The following is a 16,229-nucleotide window of genomic DNA, read 5'->3' as shown; positions in this document are numbered from 1 at the left end:
ATCACGCAATCCGCCCAATCCCATCAGGGCGATCAGCTCGGGTTGTTTGGGGATAGCAATCGCGTGGGGTTGGGGCCTAAGGGGCGATCGAGCCAAAAGGAAGGCATCCCAGGCGGATTGATCCTGAAGGACTGAGGAGATTCATGGGCGATCCACGGCCGATCGCTCCCGTCATTCGGTCAGGGATCGTCAACCGCAATCCCCCCAAGCCTCATGCCTATGAATGAGAGATTAAGCTTTGGATCGATTTTTTCTATTAATAGTTTTCTTGTGGTTGAAGCTTAGCAATTTTATCTAATTGATTCGATCAATTTCTTGATTTTAAGGATTACTGAAAACAAAACTCAGTGGTTGGATTGATTTTAAAAGCAGGCTTTGACAGCGACTGGAATTAAAACCCAGGAGCTTGATTCTTTTTAGTAAATCTTGGCTATGGGCTATTTTTCGAGGGATCCTCAATCAAGGACGTAACCAGTATCACCAGGTTCCCAAGGGCTGGCCCGGTTCCTCAGGACAATTAGGGTGATGCAGGATGATTAGGGCAACTGGGGAAGGTTCAGGCAACGGTCACGCCAGCGGCCAGCCACCGATCGCCAGGGGGATGGCGCTCAGGATCCGTCCGACTCCAGCTCATCGGGGCCGCTGTGGATGTAGTCCCGCTCAAAGGCCAGTTTCTCGGCATATTCGCCCAAGGCAACGATGCGATCGAGATCGAACACATCAAAAACAAAATCCATCACCTCAGAATGATCGAGGGTGGGCCGCCGATAGTAGTGATTGCCGGATGGATCCCGCGTTACCACTCGTTCGCGCACCAACTTATCTCGGATGGGGCGAATGTAGTGATAAAACAACAGAGCTTGGGTGGAATATTTGCCTTGCAGCTCAAAAAAGCGCTGTTGCTCCATGAAGCTCATGCAGAAAATCATGATGATCAGTTCAATGCCCACAATGAACTTCATCAAAAAATTTAAATAATCGGGCGTTAGGCGCTCTGGAATTGTGCCTGTGAGGATGTAATAACGATAGTAATATTCACGAATATCGTTTTCGCCCAGATTTTTTTGTAAGTAAAATCGTTTCAGCAAGCCTTGCACCCGTCGTCGCAAAAATTCCCGCGAGCGATCGGACAAAATGATGATTTCAAACTGAATCAGATCGTTGATGGCTTGGTGTTGCTGTTCGGGGGAAATGGCGGCAAATAGGGTGAGGGCATTGAGCAAAAACCGTCTTGTGCCCGCGTCTTTTTGCCCGAATTCTTCAAGGAATGAGTCGGGCATGATTCGCGCAAGATCAAGACGGCGATTGGCAAAGTTTCTGCTCATGCGGGGCGATCGCCTGATTTCATGCACCCGAGTCGATCGGGTGGGGGTTATTCTCCAAGATCTGATCCTTTGTGTCCTCAGGCCGGTTTTGGGGCCTGGCTGATGATGACTATCAGGTGCTCGACCGTGGCAAGGTTACCCCTAGCCCCAGCGGCCATACAAATCCACCAACTCCCGGAGTCGATCGGCCATCCAAGGGGCAAAGGATCCCTCTAAACAGCGCCACTCCCAATTACCATCGGCCTGGCCGGGCACATTCATGCGGCAATCGCTGCCAAAGCCCAAGCAGTCTTGCAACGGGACGATCGCCCAATCGGCCACCGAGGCCATGGCCATCCGGGTGAGATCCCACTGAATGCCATCGGGGCCCGCATAGCCAGCGTAGCGGATTACGCGCTGTTGCTCCTCGGGCGATCGACCATTAAACCAACCCACCGTGGTGTCATTATCGTGGGTTCCCGTATAAACCACATAGTTGGGACTGCGGTAATTGTGGGGCAAATAGGGGTTACCGCTGCCGGAGTCAAAGGCAAATTGCAGAATCTTCATGCCGGGGAATTGGAAGCGATCGCGCAGTGCTTCCACCTCGGGCGTAATAATCCCCAAATCTTCCGCAATCACCGGCAGCTCGCCCAAGGCCCCCTGCACCGCTTCAAAAAATGCCGCTCCCGGCCCGGGAACCCAATCGCCATTGATGGCGGTTTCTTCCCCTTGGGGCACGGCCCAAAAGGACTCGAACCCTCGGAAATGGTCAATTCGTACCCAATCCACCATGGTGAACAGGTGGCGGAATCGCTTGATCCACCAGCGATAGCCCGTTTGGGCGTTGGTTTCCCAGTCATAAACCGGGTTCCCCCACAGTTGCCCCGTGGCGCTGAAATAGTCTGGGGGTACGCCGGCCATTTGGGCCGGATCCAGGGTGTCTGGATCCAGGGCAAACAGCTCGCGATTCGCCCAAACGTCGGCGCTGTCGAAGGAGACATAGATGGGCACATCGCCCACCAGTTGCACGCCCCGTTCGTTGGCAGCGGTTTTGAGCTGTTGCCACTGCTCAAAGAAGACGAACTGCAAAAACCGTTGCAGGGCGATCGGTTCCGCCAGGGTTTGGCGAGCGGCGGCCAACACGACCGGATCTCGCTGGGCAAATCCCACATCCCAACGGTTCCAAACAATTTGGCCAAATTCCGCCTTCAGGGTCATGAACAGGGCAAAATCCTCGAGCCAGTCGGCCTGCTCGGTGCAAAATTGCTCAAAGGCGGTGCGTTGTTCTGCGGTGGCATGGACTTGGAACCCGGCCCAGGCTTGGACAAACAGGCGATCTTTGTAGGCCCGCACCGCCGCAAAGTCCACCCGATGGGGATTGAAATCGGGCCCTTGTTCGAGGGCGGCGGCGGGCAACCAGCCGGATTCCACCAGGCGATCGGGGCTGATCAACAACGGCTCCCCGGCGATCGCAGAAAAACTCATATAGGGCGAATTGCCAGCACCCACGGGCCCCAGAGGCAACATTTGCCACACCCGTTGGGCCCCCGCTTGCAACCAATCGCAAAAGGCAATGGCCTGGTCACCCAGATCACCCACTCCGTAGCGACTGGGGAGCGAAGTGGGGTGCAGCAAGATTCCGCTGAGTCTGGCCATGGGAATTGTTTAAACCATCCGGATCGGGTCGGAATGACTCTAACACAGGGTCAGTCTTGCTTTTTGCTGATTAACGTTTGTAGGCTTGGTGCTCGGTTTTGTAGGTGTGGGGAAAGGGTTGATCGGGAATTGGCACCCCTAAAAAAGGGCAGAGTTGTTCCCAACCATCCCCGGCGGGAATATTCATCACCAACAGTCGATCGGGCGGAATTTCTGCCATCACCCGATCGTTATGCTCCAGGTACTTCTTCTTATAAAGAAACTCAGTGGCGATCGCCGAGCCATAAACACAATTACGTAGGTCGCGGCGAAACTGTTGCGATGCACTTTCTTGCCAGAAGTTTTGCCAGCCCACTTGCCAATCCGTCGGCCAAGGCCCATGGCTCAACCAGCGATCGAGCTGCCAACGCTGGGCAAGCTGGGCCCGAATCCCCACACTGGGCGACACCGGAAAGCGGTGATTAATGTGAAATTCCACACTGCGCCACCAGGCATCCAGATCGCGCACGGTCAGAATGATTTTGCTGTCGGGATAGGCGGCCGCCAACTCCCGATAAAAATAGGCGCTGGGCAAATCCGTCACCACGTCCACATCGTCATAGCAGCGGAAATTGGGTTGGGTGACTTGGCCGCTGAGGATCTCGTTGAGGCGATCGCGATCGAAATGCAGCCCATAGAACCCCAGAATCTGCAAAGCCGCATGAAGTGAAGAAGTGCCCGTTTTGCTGAGGCCCGCGCCCAAAATTTTCATGGTTGTTGCGACTCTCGCTCTCGTGCGGTTTTAGCGGTGGCGATGCTCCCCTGATTTGACCGTCGCCCTTTGCAAAATCTCGGGGCAAAACCTCGGGGCAAAACCTCGGGAGTAGAAAGCATCCGGGTAGGGGCGTACAGCGGTACGCCCCTACGGATGTGGCTCAGAAAATCAGCCATTCCCGTCCCACGCGATCGGGAGTGCCAACCAGGCCTAAGGCATCAACACCTTGGCTACCGTTTGCACATCTTTATCGCCCCGGCCCGAACAATTAATCACAATCTTCGGGCTGCCGTCCAAGGTCGGGCAAAGTTTTTCCAGATGGGCAAAGGCGTGGGCCGTTTCCAGCGCCGGGATAATTCCCTCCAGACGCGACACCCGTTGGAAGGCATCCAACGCCTCCTGATCCGTCACGCTGTAGTATTCCGCGCGTCCCGCATCCTTCAAGTAGGCGTGTTCCGGGCCCACACCGGGATAGTCCAACCCGGCGCTGATCGAGTGGGCCTCAATGACCTGGCCGTCGCCATCTTGCAGCAAATAGCTCATGGCCCCATGCAACACGCCCACCCGACCCTTGGTCAAGGTAGCCGCGTGCTTTTCGGTGTCGGCTCCCTCGCCCGCCGCTTCCACGCCAATCATCCGCACGGTTGGTTCCGTCACAAACTCATGGAACAGCCCCATGGCATTGGAGCCACCACCGACGCAGGCCAGCAAAATATCTGGCAGTCCGCCCCACTTGGCTTGGCATTGTTGGCGGGTTTCTTCGCCGATGATGGCGTGGAAGTCGCGCACCATCATCGGGTAAGGGTGGGGGCCAGCCACGGAACCGAGGATGTAGTGGGTGGTTTCCACGTTGGTCACCCAGTCGCGAATCGCTTCCGAGGTGGCATCCTTCAGCGTGCCGGTTCCCGCTTCCACGGGTCGCACCTCTGCACCCATCAGCTTCATGCGGAACACGTTCAGGGCCTGGCGCTCCATGTCATGGATGCCCATGTAAATCACGCAATCGAGGCCAAAGCGGGCGCAAACGGTGGCCGTCGCTACGCCGTGCTGGCCGGCTCCGGTTTCGGCAATGATTCGCTGTTTGCCCATCCGTTTAGCGAGCAGGGCTTGGGCGATCGCGTTGTTAATTTTGTGTGCGCCCGTGTGGTTCAGGTCTTCGCGCTTCAGGTAAATTTGTGGGCCGCTGCCGTCGGGCCGGGCATAGTGCTGCGTCAGCCGCTCGGCAAAGTAGAGCGGGCTGGGGCGGCCCACATAGTCTTGCAGCAACCCTTGAAGTTCCGCTTGAAAGTCTGGGTCGTGCCGATAGTGCTCGTAGGCCCGCTCCAACTCAGCCAGGGCGGGCATCAGGGTTTCGGGAACGTATTTGCCGCCGAACTGGCCAAACCGGCCGAGGGCATCGGGCACTTGGGCATTGAAGGTGGCGGAACGGAGCGGGGTTACGGTCACGACTAGCTGGGCTGAATTCAACACCCCCATTATCGCATTGGGCGCTGGGCTGACGATCCGAGGCCCCCGGTCAGGATTTCTGAGGATGCAAATCATTTTGCAAAGGGGAAATTCTTATCTTGGGAGAAAGTTTTCCACAGGTTTTCCACAGAAAACCCCCAAGTTTTCCACAGAAAAGGCGGAGTTTTCCACAGGCTATGTCGCCAACGATACGGTTTGTCGTTCGGTTGGGGATTGTTTTGGGCGATCGCCCAGCTTCTCATAAAAGGTGCTTTTTAATGGCTTTATGTAAATTAAATGAGTAAAAATATGTGCTATCCAGAAAAAATTCTGAGTTTTTGAACTGGATCGCAATATTTCGCAGCATTGACATCGCCGAGAGCCTGGCGCACAATGTTGCCGCTTACCAATGTGGCTGGGGTTTTGCCGATGAGTGGCACAGTTAGCATCGTGGCGGAAATTCCTGAAGAACTCCACGAAGCCCTTAAGGATTATTTGGAAGTGCATCCCGACTGGGATTTGAACCGGGTGTTTGCGGCGGCTCTGTCGCTTTTTCTGTTGCAAAACGGGGAGAGCGATCGGCGGGTGTCGCGGGTTTATCTATCAACGCTGTTTCGCCAACCGGCTTAGAGGATGTCTGAAAAGCCAAAATCGATACTCTGCACGCCCCGTCGACCGACGAAGACAAGGGGCTTAAGTCCCTTGCCCCCACGACTATTGGTGCATTGCCCGTGCCGAAAGATACTTTTTAGACATCCTTTTAGCGGATCGTTGGGGGGCAAAGGGCTTAAAGCCCCTTGTTACAACGGTTGGGGCACGAAAGATTAACGGTTTTAGCCTCACCTAGAACAATGCCAACAGACCCTTGAATCAGCATTTCAAGAACTGGCAATTAATGAATTGCAATTAATGGGTTGCAATTAAGAAAATGCGTTGCACTGAAGAATCGATCGCCCTTGATCCCATATTGGATTTCTGTATTGGATTTCTGGCAATCGGTGAATCGTGCCGCATGAATAGAAATGAACACCAAGAATGAACACAATAGACCCTGGATCAAAAATTAGCCAGGGGTGGGGCAGCTCAAAGATTGCTGAAAAATTAGCTCAAAATTTCGATTTTGCCCGCTAATTCCGCAGGCTGAAAAGTCTCATAGAGCAACAACAATTGACGCACTATCCGCCCGATCGGGAGTGCCAGTGGACTATAGACCACGCCCCCATGATCTTTTTGCGATCCGGCGAACTTCACCAGCGTCACTTCCGCTGTCACGAAAACCAATTGGTGGCGATGGGCAAATAAAAGCTGGGTGGCATCACTCTGGTTCTGGAGCTTCACCTCTGTGGGCCGGGTGGCCCGCACCCCATAGCCGCGCAGGGCTGCGCTGACGGCGGGATCAAGGCTGTCGTCTAGGTAAAATCCCAAGCGTGGTTGGCTCACGGGTTGCAGGGGTGTCAAGAGCATCTCAGGATTGGATATAGCCTGAAGCGCGATCGATTGCAATTTCCTGAAACTTTCCGCACCCTTTCGCGGCCGCTCCGGAGCGATCGCCACAACGCTCAAGCATGAGGTGGGCTACCGGCTCGATCGGCGCTCAATCGCTTGATCGAAAAACGCTCAGTTAAGGACGCACTCAGCCCTAATCTCCGCGTAGCTCACTGAGGCGCTCTTGAAGGACGGAGACTTGGCTTCGCTGAAATCCGGCAACGAATGCCAGGTCTTCGTGAATGGCCAAGTCCATTTCGCTACGGTGGTCAAAGTAATAGGCCATGGCCGCATAGAGGGCCGCCAGGGGCAGTTGATAGCGCCCAGCGATTTCCTCGATCGATTGGCCAAGTCGTAGATGCATCAGGGCCACATCGGTCACGGTAATCCGGGTTCCGGCCAGCCGCGGACGACCGCCCCGAATCCCCGGTGTGGTTTCAATATGGCGTGACAAGCTTTTACTCATCGAACTGGGCTGTGCAAGAGTACCCATTTTGACGTGTATTTTCTGACATGTATGTTCTGACATGTACTGGCGGCGCATCGAGGTTGAACTTTGCTCCGATTTTGAGAGGCTGTTCCGATGCGGCCCCGTCGCGATTGTCACACTTTGGTCAGCTTTTGGGCCGCCAATGATATGGCCAAGAGCATGGCCAAAATCCGGGTGATTGGATTGCTGGTTCAAGCTTTGATTTTAAGAGAGCGGGGGGATCTTTGCCGGTCAGGGTCACGCCCTTAATTCGGAGGGCAGACTAGCGGGACAGATCACTTCCGTTCAGTGGCTCCGTGGGAGGCTGTGCCAGTTGATTCAAGGCATCAGCTAAATCTTGGGTCAGGGCGGGGGCGGCCACCTTGGCCGGGCGATCGAGATATTGCGCCAACGGGAGCGATCGCCCAACTATCACCCGCACGCCACAGCGCCAACCCACCTGCGGCGAACCATATTCCACATGAATCGGCACGATATGCACACCCGAATGGCTGCGCTCTGCCTGGATTGCCATCCGCGCCAAACCGGGCTTGAGGGGGTGCAGGTGGCCATCGCGGAAAATGTCGCCTTCCGGGAAAATCACCAGGGCCTTGCCCGTTTCCAACACTTTGATGCCGTGGCGAACGCTGGCAATGCTGGGGTTGGTGGTGTCTACGGGAAACCCACCCATGCGCTGAATAAACCAGCCTTGGAGGCCGCGGGAGGCTTCATTGGCCGAAACCATGAAGTGCAAATCGGCGGGGCAGATGGGCCGGCCAATGGCACAGGGAACCACCAAGGCATCCCAGCGCGATCGATGGGTGGGGGCAAATAGGAGCGATCGGGCGTTTTGGGGCAGGTTTTCCAAGCCCTCGATCGTCACGGAACCAAAATAGGTTGGCAACACAACCCGCCGGGCCAGGGGATAGAGCACCCGCGCGAGCCAAGGCAACACACAGGAGCGAATCGACCCAGAATCAACCACATGATCCATGGCTTGGTGATTCGTGGTTTGCTGATGCGTGGTTTGCTGATCCTGGGTTGGGTTGGTTGGCTCCGGTGTTCCCTGTGTTGCGGGCTGCTGTCCGGCGGGAGAACCTACCCGATCGCCCTCATGGCAGGAAGGATTGCGTTCCGCATTCAGCGGGTCGTCTAGCTGCATCACCGTCCCCCGCGCCGTCCCTGGCACCGAATCAGTCACCACCGCCATGGTGACGGCGCTGCTGGCTGGTCTGGATGTCCCTTGGACAGTCGGGGCGTTCGGCACAACCTCAGTAGAAGCAGAGTTTAGACGCATCATGGGCAGCTAGAGTTCCCCGACCGGTTGGATATTCTTCATGGTTTCTGAGGCTAACAATACCAGGTTGATTCTGCTGGCCAGTTCATGCACCGTCTGGACAAGGGCTGGGGCGGGAATCGATGGTTTGGGGCCGGCGTTCTCGCCACCATAAGTCTTGGGCGAACTGGGGCAGACCCTCAGTGAGCGCAACTTTATTGACCGGGTACGTTGATGGGTGGATTGCTTTTTGTAACAAATCCTTAATAATCATTCTATGGGATCTCACCCCCATGGAATTTCACCCCGATCGCGATTACCAGCTCATTGCCGCCAGGTTTCTACCCAATTTCTGCAAAATCTCTGCAAAATGCCTGCGAAGTCTTGGCTCAATCCCGCGCTCCTGTTGGTTCAATCTTGCTGATGGTTCAATCTTCCTGAATTGAGTTTTTTGTGCGAGTTGGGGCTGGTCTTGAGTTGATTCCCAAGCTGATCCCCAAGTTGATCCCCAGCCAAGCTTGCGCAAACCCTGAGCCTGTTGGGCTTTTTCTGAGCGCTGTCTGAATCTTTTGCTAAATCCTTTGCCAAAACCCTATGTACGAAGCCACTGCCCGATCGAGCGATCGCCCCATCATGACTCCCAAGGGCGATCGACCCCAGCCCGCCCTTTTCAAAACCTTTTGGGCCGATGCCCTATCCGTTTTTTGGGGTGACTGGCTGAAACTGCGGGTGAGGGTTGGGCAGGTAGCCGCTTCGGGGCTGGTTTCCCCGCTGATTTATATCCTGGCTTTCGGGTTGGGGTTGGGAACCTCCCTGGATGCCGTGGCCAAGCCTTCCGCAGGCGATAGCTATTTGGAATTTATCTTGCCGGGGATGGTGGCCCTGTCTTCCATGGCCATTAGCTTTGGGGGCACAACATTTTCAATTTGCGGCGATCGCCTGTTTACCAAGACCTTTGAGGAAATGTTGCTCGTGCCGGTGCATCCCTTGGCCATGCACCTGGGACGGATGATGGCGGGCATTGTGCGCGGCCTGCTGACGGCTGGCTCGGTGATTTTGGTGGCGGTGTTGTTTACGGGCAAGGTTTGGAGCTTTTTAAATCCGCTCTTTTTGCTGTTGCTGGTGCTCAACTGTGCTGTGTTTGCGGGCTTAGGGGTGATTGTGGGTCTTTCGGTGCAGTCTTTGGAAATGGTGGGGCTGTACAACAATTTTCTGATTGTGCCCATGTCCTTTTTGGGGGCCACGTTTTTTGACCCGGCCAAGTTGCCGCCGCTGCTGAAACCGATCGTCTATTGCTTGCCCTTGACCTACACCAGCATTGGCTTGCGATCGGCTGCTTACCTTCCCCTGAGCGAATTTCCTTGGTACAGCATCCCGATTTTGCTGGCGGTGGCCACGGTGCTAGCGTTTTTGGGGGCCCAGCGGTTTTCTAAGCAGCAGGATTAGGGGCTACCTGCTCGATCGATGGGTTGCAATTCGGTGCTGATCGGTCGCAATGGGCTGCATCACGATCGGTTGGTCGGCAGCGCCCAACGCCATACCCGATCAACGGGGATCAAGATCGCACCATCCGGCGATCGCGATCGCAGACTCTGGCGGGTTTGCGGCCGAAACTGAAGGCTAGAGCGCTTCATAGTCTCTAACCCTGTACTCTCGCCAATCTTGACCCAGCACTTGGGTTGAGCGTGCCCGGTGCTTCCATTCCTTAACACAGGACAGCTCAGAAACTGGACAACGTGATCCTGAGCCTGAGCCAGGGCCCTGAAACAGAGAGTCAGAAAACCGCTGGACGGTGATTCACTCCCCTCGATCGCAGTGTGAACCCTGTTGATTGCCGCCGAAACCCAGGCGCGATCGAGACCGGTCAGAATCGGGCACTGGTTGCCAACCCAATCCAGCCGTTGACGACGGTGGCTAGGAGGTAAAAAGCTATGCAACGTCAGGGATTAGAAGGTTTGGTTCGGTTTTTGCAAGAAGACTTGCAGTTGAGTGCTGCGGATTTGGCGTTGGCCCTCAAGCATCCCGACAGTGGCAACAATCTACCAACGATTTTGTGGCAATACGGAGCAATTACCACTCAACAGCTCGATCGGGTGTTCGATTGGCTGGAACGGTGGATGTCGCCCGAAGGAATTTAACGGCTGGCGGTGCGCGGTTGAGAACAGGTGGTTGAGAACAGGTGGTTGGACAAATTTGGCCCAGCTCGGAGCCGTGCAAAGTCGCTCGGAGCCAAGCCAAAGCCGATACAGAGCAGATTCAGGGCCAAAGGCTCACAAGACCGTTGGGCGATCGCACCAAGGCGGTTCGGTTCTGACACCCCCCAGTTGCCCATTTGCCTGTTAGATTGTGCTTGTTCAACGGAGACCATTCGCACCGTTCACCCGCGAGGTTTGAATCGTGGCCCCAGAACTGAACCCCATGTCTAATTTTTGGAAAAGCGAGCCAACCACCGATCGCGAACCGAGCGAATCGTTGATGCGCTACATCCAATCCCTCAATCCGGAAACGATCGCCCACCTGTCGCGGCCGGCTTCCCCGGAAACGATTCGGATGATGGAGCACAACATCGTGGGTCTGCTGGGCGTGTTGCCCGGCGAACAGTTTGATGTGTCCATCACCACCAACCGCGAACATTTGGGGCGGCTGTTGGCTTCGGCCATGATGAGTGGCTACTTTTTGCGGAATGCTGAGCAACGGATGAGTTTTGAAAAGTCCTTGCAAAACTGGTCGGGTGATTTGGCTGGCGACGCGCCGACGGCGGATTAGGTTCGATTCGGTTGATGTCAAGAACCTTGGGTGATTTTGCGTTCCTCAATTGCTGAAACCTCAGAACCGCTGCCGGTTTCGGCGGCGGTTTTGCAGCGATCGCTCCTGGATTGGTACGATCGCCACGGCCGCGACTTGCCTTGGCGAAACCCCCCGGACGTGTTGGATCCTTACCGGGTTTGGGTTTCAGAAATTGCCCTGCAACAAACCCAGGTCAAAACTGTTTTGCCTTACTACCAACGGTGGTTCGATCGGTTCCCCACGATCGCTGATTTGGCGCAAGCCGATTTACAAGCAGTGCTGAAAGCCTGGGAAGGCCTGGGTTACTACAGCCGGGCCCGCAATCTGCACCGGGCTGCCCAGTTGGTGATGGAACGGCATGGGGGACAATTTCCCCGCACGCTGGCCGAGGCGATCGGCCTGCCCGGCATTGGCCGCACCACGGCCGGCGGCATCCTGAGTTCTGCCTTTAATTTGCCCTTGCCGATTTTGGACGGCAACGTGAAGCGGGTGTTGGCGCGGTTGATTGCGCTGCCCATTGCGCCAGCCAAAGCGCTCGATCGCCTCTGGGCCGCCTCTGAGGCGGTGGTCTCGTTCGATCGCCCCCGAGACCTCAACCAAGCCCTCATGGATTTGGGGGCCACGGTTTGCACCGCCCGAAAACCGGCCTGTTTGGTTTGTCCTTGGATGGCATACTGTCAGGCGTACCAAACCAACCAGCAGCAGCAAATTCCCGTGAGCGAACCGAAAGCACCGATTCCCCACAAAGTGATTGGCGTGGCCGTGATCCGCAATCCCCAGGGGCAAATCTTGATCGATCGTCGGCCCGCCGAAGGGCTATTGGGCGGCCTATGGGAGTTTCCGGGCGGCAAAGTGGAACCCAATGAGTCGATCGCCGACTGCATTCACCGGGAAATTCAAGAAGAATTAGGCATTGAAATTGCTGTCGGTGAAGAACTGATTGTGGTGGATCATGCCTACACCCACTTCAAAGTGTCGCTGCACGTGCATCTTTGCGAGCATCTGCAAGGGGAACCCCAGGCGATCGAATGTGATGAAGTGCGTTGGGTCACCCTCGCCGAAATTGACCAATTTCCCTTCCCCAAGGCCAACACCACCATCATCGAAGCACTGAAACAGCGCTTTCCAGATGCCTAGAGGATAGTGCTCCAAAAGCATCAGGCTTTAAAAACAGGGGCGCACCAAAAATAGCACTAAAAATAAGGGCGCACGATGGTGTGCCCTGCTTGATCTGAATCGATGGAATCCAGTCGCTGAAAACCAGCTTGAGGCAGAGCGAGAGACCAGGGCACGTCGTCAAATCGCCTGGAACCCTGATTCCACCGTTAGCGAATCGTGAGGGACAAGGGGCTTAAGCCCCTTGTTACGACGATCGGGACATGCCCTTGTTACGACGCGACGATTAGGACATGCCCTTGTTACGACGATCGGGACATGCCCTTGTTACGACGATCGGGACATGGAAAATCAGTCGTTTTTGGCTGACCCCAGGAAATGACGGCGGCCCCCAGAGCGATCGCCCCTAGATTCTCCCAAGGGGGTGCTGAATGCCCCCGTCGCCTATGGGCCCTAGCTCACTCCGGGTTTCCTGAGCTTGAGTAGCTCTAGATTGAGTAGCTCTCAGGGATTTGCATCGCCCGGGCCAATTCAGCCGCCACCAAAGGCCGCGAGAATTCCGGCGGCGGCAACTCGCCCCGACGCAACATTTCGCGCACCTTCGTGCCCGACAGGTGAATCCGTTCGTCCGGTTCGCTGGGGCTGGTTTTGGTGGTGGCCATGCTTTGGGTGCGTTTGCAGTAGAACGCGTGCTCAAACTTCAGCGGCATGATTCCTAACTCACCCGGCGCAAACTCATCGAAAATGTACTGCGCATCGTAGGTTCCGTAATAGTCACCCACGCCCGCATGGTCACGACCCACGATGAAATGCGTGCAGCCATAGTTCTTGCGAATGAGGGCATGGAAAATAGCTTCCCGGGGGCCCGCATAGCGCATGGCGCAAGGGTTGATCGCCAAAATCACGCGGCCACGGGGAAAATAGTGCTCCAGCATGATTTCATAGCAACGCATCCGCACATCGGCGGCAATGTCATCGCTTTTGGTCACCCCCACCAGGGGATGCAGGAACAGGCCATCGGTGATTTCCAGGGCGCACTTGATGATGTATTCGTGGGCGCGGTGGATCGGGTTGCGGGTTTGGAAGGCTACGATCGACTTCCAACCCTTGTCGCGGAAAGCGTGGCGCGAGTCGATCGGGTCAATTTGATAGAGCGGGAAGCGAGGATCCGGCTCGCGCTCCAGCAACCACACGGGCCCAGCTAAATAAGTCGCCCCTTGGCTGTAAACCACCGCCACACCGGGGTGTTTCTCTTCGTTGGTGCGATAGACGTTGAGGGCTTCCCGGGTTTTGTCGTAGTGATATTTCTCCGTCAGCTCCAGCACGCCAATGAAGCGGCCGGTGGGATCGTCTAGGCGCACCAGTTGCCCTTCGCTGAGGGTGTTGGCCTGCTCATCGCTCACGGGCAGGGTCACGGGAATGGCCCAGGGCAGCCCGTTGGCCAAGCGCATGTCGTCAACCACGGTTTTGTAGTCCGCTTGGCCCATGAAGCCATCGATCGGGCTGAACGCACCAATGGCGATCGCGATCAGGTCACAGACGGCGCGATCGTCCAGGGAAATGCGCGGCAGGTGGTCGGCCTTGCTCAGGAATTCGGCCTTTTGCTCAGGGCTGGCAATGCGGTTAATCAGCGTGCCGCCGTGAGGGGCGATCGCGTCGGCTATACGGGTCATGGAACTCGGGGTGAGGTTGCTTCAAGACAATAATCAGTAAAAATTCAACACTAAAACGGTCGCCTTGTGGCCGGCTAGGGGATAGCCAGGGTTTTTCATCTCAAATCACGTTTTAGTTAAAAAATGCCCTAGTTTGCAGATATAGCCCAATCACGAGGGGAATGACCACATAGGCATAGGATCGAAGATTTGCGATGGCAATGGATCGGCCAAGATGAACTGAAGGGTTGGGCAGCCACTTCGCTAGACAAGCTCCCTCGATCGCCCAACTCATCGCCCAGCCAATCATAAAATAGGCAAAGGCACAGAAAAGCTCAATCCAAAAGGGAAACTTTGCATTGATAATGCCAATAATGACCAATGCCAATACTAAATTAAAAGGCCAAAACAGCAACCACAGCCATCGCCAGCCAACAGACCAGGGTGTTAGCTGCCGCAAAGCATCATGGGTTGTCAGTCCCATTAAACCTAGGCAGCCAATAAGTACGAAAGTAATTCTTCGGTTCCAGTCATCACCGTAGTTTAAAAACGGTATGACAACCAACCCAAATGAAAAGATAAGACCTGTGATTGATGAAACCAAATTAGCGCCAGTTACTGCAATCCAAACTCGCTTAGAAGAATAAGTTTCGCGTTTAAGGATTGTGATTGCTTCAATAGCAATGATGGCCACCAAGCCCCACCCAAAGCTGATGAATGAGGCGAAAAGAGGCAAGTTAAACAGGGAAACGGCCATGGGTGGCCAGCTATTGGCCCAAGCAGCTTGGGGCAGGGTAAGCGCCACTAATATCGCGATCGTGCCTGTAGCCCAGATCATTAGACGGGGATGGATGGCAGAAAACGAAAACCAACGAGGGCGATTTGATTTTTGGGGTGTTGCCCTACGATGATGGATAGGTGGATGATCCATGGGTTGACGCATTGAGTTTGGACTAAATTTTCATTTGAGGTGGTGACTGTGCAGGGAGATATTAATCAAAATACTAATCAGGAAGTTAATCAGAACATCAATCAGGAATCTGGCCAGGGAATTCATCAGGAAGCCATAAATGAATTTCCGGAATTTTTACCTGAAGCAGTAGCCAATTTAACGGAATCAGAGTCGATCGACTTTGTGCGTCAAATTCAGCGCCAAACGATCCAAACTCCCTGGCCCGATCCCCATCGTGTATTGCCGATCGAAACCAGTTTCGTCACGGGTCAACCGCCGGAATTGCCCGATCGATTGCCCGATGCGCCACCTATTTTGCTCGTGCATGGCTTTGACAGTTCACTGCTGGAATATCGTCGATTGTTCCCACGATTAGCCCAACAATACGCCACATGGGCCGTGGACTTGTTGGGGTTTGGGTTCACCGATCGCCCTGAGCAGTTGGAATTTACCGCTGAAGCAATGCGCACCCATTTATATTGCTTTTGGCAGCAAATCATTGGGCGGCCGGTGGTGTTGGTGGGGGCTTCCATGGGGGGTGCAGCCGTGATGGATTTTGCCCTCACCTATCCGGAGGCGGTGCAGAAAGTGGTGCTGCTGGATAGTGCTGGATTTGTGGGCAAACCGATCGCCAGTCGGTTTTTGATTCCCCCCTTGGGACAATGGGCCACGCAATTTTTGGCGAATAAAAAGGTGCGATCGGGCATTGGGCGCAAGGCCTACGCCGACCCCGATCGTTGTGCCACCGAAGAGGCCTATCGTTGCGGCGCATTGCATTTGGGAATGCCTCGATGGAGTGAGGCGCTGATTTCCTTCACGCGCAACGGTGGCTACACCATTACGGGCGATCGCATTGCTCAACTGCCCCAAGAGACCTTGATTCTGTGGGGCGATCGAGATCAAATTTTACCCAAGACCACGGCCCAAAAGTTCCAAACGGCGCTGCCCAAAAGTCAATTTATTTGGGTGGAAAATTGCGGCCATGTGCCCCACTTAGAACAGCCCGATCGCACAGCTCAAGCGATTCAAAATTTCTTGAAGTTATAGGGACTGCCAATCATCTTCCCAAAACGCTAATTCCACCGTTGGTAGATCGTGGGGAACAAGGGGCTTAAGCCCCTTGTCTGTGACGACTGGAGCATGAAAATCAATCGTTCTCGCTTGATCCCATCAAGCGATTCAAAATTTCTTGAAGTTATAGGGACTGCCAATCATCTTCCCAAAACGCTAATTCCACCGTTGGTAGATCGTGGGGAACAAGGGGCTTAAGCCCCTTGTCTGTGACGACTGGAGCATGAAAATCAACCGTTCCCACTTGATCCCAAAATA

The 16,229-nt window shown here is 55.0% G+C and carries 17 protein-coding genes; 6 read left to right on the top strand and 11 right to left on the bottom strand.

Going from position 1 to position 16,229, the window contains the following annotated elements; all coding sequences use genetic code 11:
• Nucleotides 1–608: 608 nt before the first annotated feature.
• The 4 genes from AC2IAX_RS12485 to trpB form a co-directional block, all read right to left on the bottom strand.
• Nucleotides 609–1,280 carry a hypothetical protein gene (locus tag AC2IAX_RS12485; RefSeq protein ID WP_494387774.1) on the bottom strand — a complete coding sequence of 224 codons (672 nt, stop codon included), beginning with the start codon at nucleotides 1,278–1,280 and terminating at the stop codon, nucleotides 609–611.
• A gap of 186 nt (nucleotides 1,281–1,466) precedes the next feature.
• Nucleotides 1,467–2,963, bottom strand: coding sequence for a 4-alpha-glucanotransferase (malQ, locus tag AC2IAX_RS12480; RefSeq protein WP_494387773.1), 1,497 nt, complete (start codon nucleotides 2,961–2,963; stop codon nucleotides 1,467–1,469).
• 70 nt (nucleotides 2,964–3,033) lie between these two features.
• Nucleotides 3,034–3,714, bottom strand: coding sequence for a sulfotransferase family protein (locus AC2IAX_RS12475; protein WP_494387772.1), 681 nt, complete (start codon nucleotides 3,712–3,714; stop codon nucleotides 3,034–3,036).
• 213 nt (nucleotides 3,715–3,927) lie between these two features.
• The gene (gene trpB, locus AC2IAX_RS12470; protein WP_494387771.1) at nucleotides 3,928–5,163 is read right to left on the bottom strand and encodes a tryptophan synthase subunit beta; all 1,236 of its coding nucleotides are present in this window, start codon (nucleotides 5,161–5,163) and stop codon (nucleotides 3,928–3,930) included.
• A gap of 429 nt (nucleotides 5,164–5,592) precedes the next feature.
• Here trpB and AC2IAX_RS12465 point away from each other — a divergent pair, with 429 nt between their 5' ends.
• Nucleotides 5,593–5,793 (top strand): DUF2811 domain-containing protein, encoded by a 201-nt coding sequence (locus AC2IAX_RS12465; protein ID WP_099532685.1) that lies wholly within the window; start codon nucleotides 5,593–5,595, stop codon nucleotides 5,791–5,793.
• Between the two features lie 471 nt (nucleotides 5,794–6,264).
• On the opposite strand, the gene AC2IAX_RS12460 is transcribed toward AC2IAX_RS12465, so the two are convergent.
• From AC2IAX_RS12460 to AC2IAX_RS12450, 3 genes are all read right to left on the bottom strand, one after another.
• Nucleotides 6,265–6,627: a DUF5615 family PIN-like protein gene (locus AC2IAX_RS12460; protein WP_494387770.1), complete on the bottom strand. Its 363-nt coding sequence runs from the start codon at nucleotides 6,625–6,627 to the stop codon at nucleotides 6,265–6,267.
• A gap of 175 nt (nucleotides 6,628–6,802) precedes the next feature.
• Entirely contained in the window at nucleotides 6,803–7,114 is a 312-nt protein-coding gene (locus AC2IAX_RS12455) for a DUF433 domain-containing protein (RefSeq protein ID WP_099532259.1), read from the bottom strand.
• Nucleotides 7,115–7,400: 286 nt separating this feature from the next.
• Nucleotides 7,401–8,417 carry a lysophospholipid acyltransferase family protein gene (locus AC2IAX_RS12450; RefSeq protein ID WP_494387769.1) on the bottom strand — a complete coding sequence of 339 codons (1,017 nt, stop codon included), beginning with the start codon at nucleotides 8,415–8,417 and terminating at the stop codon, nucleotides 7,401–7,403.
• 609 nt (nucleotides 8,418–9,026) lie between these two features.
• On the opposite strand from AC2IAX_RS12450, the gene AC2IAX_RS12445 reads away from it, so the two are divergent.
• Nucleotides 9,027–9,839, top strand: coding sequence for an ABC transporter permease (locus tag AC2IAX_RS12445; RefSeq protein ID WP_494390381.1), 813 nt, complete (start codon nucleotides 9,027–9,029; stop codon nucleotides 9,837–9,839).
• Nucleotides 9,840–9,898: 59 nt separating this feature from the next.
• Here AC2IAX_RS12445 and AC2IAX_RS12440 read toward each other — a convergent pair whose 3' ends face one another.
• Entirely contained in the window at nucleotides 9,899–10,027 is a 129-nt protein-coding gene (locus AC2IAX_RS12440) for a hypothetical protein (protein ID WP_494387768.1), read from the bottom strand.
• Nucleotides 10,028–10,324: 297 nt separating this feature from the next.
• Here AC2IAX_RS12440 and AC2IAX_RS12435 point away from each other — a divergent pair, with 297 nt between their 5' ends.
• The gene (locus tag AC2IAX_RS12435) at nucleotides 10,325–10,531 is read left to right on the top strand and encodes a DUF2949 domain-containing protein (RefSeq protein WP_099532257.1); all 207 of its coding nucleotides are present in this window, start codon (nucleotides 10,325–10,327) and stop codon (nucleotides 10,529–10,531) included.
• On the opposite strand, the gene AC2IAX_RS12430 is transcribed toward AC2IAX_RS12435, so the two are convergent.
• Nucleotides 10,528–10,725, bottom strand: coding sequence for a hypothetical protein (locus AC2IAX_RS12430; protein WP_494387767.1), 198 nt, complete (start codon nucleotides 10,723–10,725; stop codon nucleotides 10,528–10,530). The two genes, AC2IAX_RS12435 and AC2IAX_RS12430, sit on opposite strands and share 4 nt — an antisense overlap.
• 86 nt (nucleotides 10,726–10,811) lie before the next feature.
• Here AC2IAX_RS12430 and AC2IAX_RS12425 point away from each other — a divergent pair, with 86 nt between their 5' ends.
• A complete protein-coding gene (locus tag AC2IAX_RS12425; RefSeq protein ID WP_190353660.1) occupies nucleotides 10,812–11,159 on the top strand; it encodes a DUF760 domain-containing protein in 348 nt (115 codons plus the stop codon).
• A gap of 30 nt (nucleotides 11,160–11,189) precedes the next feature.
• Nucleotides 11,190–12,317, top strand: a complete 1,128-nt coding sequence (gene mutY, locus AC2IAX_RS12420) for an A/G-specific adenine glycosylase (RefSeq protein ID WP_494387766.1) — start codon at nucleotides 11,190–11,192, stop codon at nucleotides 12,315–12,317.
• A 467-nt stretch (nucleotides 12,318–12,784) separates the two neighbouring features.
• On the opposite strand, the gene sat is transcribed toward mutY, so the two are convergent.
• A complete protein-coding gene (sat, locus tag AC2IAX_RS12415) occupies nucleotides 12,785–13,969 on the bottom strand; it encodes a sulfate adenylyltransferase (protein WP_494387765.1) in 1,185 nt (394 codons plus the stop codon).
• A 112-nt stretch (nucleotides 13,970–14,081) separates the two neighbouring features.
• Nucleotides 14,082–14,705, bottom strand: coding sequence for a hypothetical protein (locus tag AC2IAX_RS12410; RefSeq protein ID WP_494387764.1), 624 nt, complete (start codon nucleotides 14,703–14,705; stop codon nucleotides 14,082–14,084).
• 213 nt (nucleotides 14,706–14,918) lie between these two features.
• Between AC2IAX_RS12410 and AC2IAX_RS12405 the strand changes: the two genes are divergently transcribed.
• Nucleotides 14,919–15,947 (top strand): alpha/beta fold hydrolase, encoded by a 1,029-nt coding sequence (locus AC2IAX_RS12405; protein ID WP_494387763.1) that lies wholly within the window; start codon nucleotides 14,919–14,921, stop codon nucleotides 15,945–15,947.
• Nucleotides 15,948–16,229 lie beyond the last annotated feature (282 nt).

It is taken from the genome of Limnothrix sp. HT2024 (assembly GCF_059138625.1).
The sequence above is the reverse complement of the archived record's forward strand: the minus strand, read 5'-3'. Positions and strand labels throughout refer to the sequence as shown.